We start from the raw sequence: 1,199 nt of genomic DNA on the forward strand, positions 1-1,199 counted from the left end.
TCCCCTGTGGGAGATTCTATGATTATCCTCAAGCGATAACTGCCCCTTTCGATTGATATTCGCTCTGGTTTTTCATCAGGGCGAACGCTATGCGGGCGAGTTTACGGCTGAGCATCACCAGTACCTGTGTAGTCGCTTTTCCACAGCTGAGATGGTGGTTGTAGAACGCCTTCCAGGCATTTGATCGGCAGGCTGACATGGCGGCGTTATGCAGTAACCGTCGCACCTCCGAGCATCCGCGCTTGGTTAAATATCTACGGCCATTTTTTTGGCCCGAGTCGCTCACTCTCAGATCCATGCCTAAAAACGCGACATAAGAGTCGCCGCTGGTAAAGTCGCCTCGGTTGTATGCCATGACCAAAGCAGTTGCAGTTAGAAAGCCTATACCTTCGATGGCTTGGCATCTGGCAACTTCTTCCAGCAAACCAGCTTCACGCAAGATTTCCTTGAGCTTTTTCTGAACTAGCAAATCCAGCCTTTCCATGGACTTTACGAAAGTTGCGAACACGGCTTTCAAGCTGGCGTCATTTGCCCAGCTCTGGGTCAGGCTGGTTTTGGCCTGTATCAGCGAAGCTCTACGTCGTAGAAGGCTTTGCAGCTTGCCGTAGACCGCCGGAGGTGGGGTCCAGGGGCGTAAATCTTCGCCTTCATTTTTTAGAAAACGGGCGAGAAGACGGGCGTCAGATGCGTCCGTTTTACTACGACCACCGACACCTTTACGATAATTACTGAGTTGAAAACCGTCGATGATGAAAACGTCGTGGCCTGACTCATGAGCCAACTCAACCAAGTCGACGTGATAAACATTTGTCGCCTCAACAGCTATGGCGGTGGGCCCCGGCAACGTTTTAAGCCAGCGCTTTATGACGGGCTTTTCATTGGTTATCGAGGTGAGCAGATCTGGATCTGCTAAATAAATAACAAGTTCAGCTTTGGCGACGTCCACACCCACAATTGACTTCGACACGCGCATTGCCACTGACACTTCTCCACGCTAAGGTTTTAGGACTTGTAGGGGTTTCACCCAGAGGCGCAGGCTTGTTTCTATCGTCGCTTGAACGAAGCATTCTCTATCGGCGCTTTTGGTGGAAGGGGTGGGGCGAGGTCTCCCACGGTCTGTACTGTTACAGCAGTCAGATGCGAACTGTTCGTCCCACCACCCCTTCAAGTCTAACCATACAAGCGAGCTTGCTCGCGAA

1 protein-coding gene is annotated in these 1,199 nt (G+C 51.5%); it reads right to left on the minus strand.

Annotated features, from left to right (window positions below; translation table 11 throughout):
* Window positions 1-28: 28 nt before the first annotated feature.
* Window positions 29-979: a transposase gene (locus tag D8U71_RS07765; RefSeq protein WP_076563955.1), complete on the minus strand. Its 951-nt coding sequence runs from the start codon at window positions 977-979 to the stop codon at window positions 29-31.
* Between the last annotated feature and the right edge of the window lie 220 nt (window positions 980-1,199).

The sequence above is a fragment of the Pseudomonas sp. Sample_21 genome (assembly GCF_004307525.1).
Taxonomy (GTDB): domain Bacteria; phylum Pseudomonadota; class Gammaproteobacteria; order Pseudomonadales; family Pseudomonadaceae; genus Aquipseudomonas; species Aquipseudomonas atacamensis.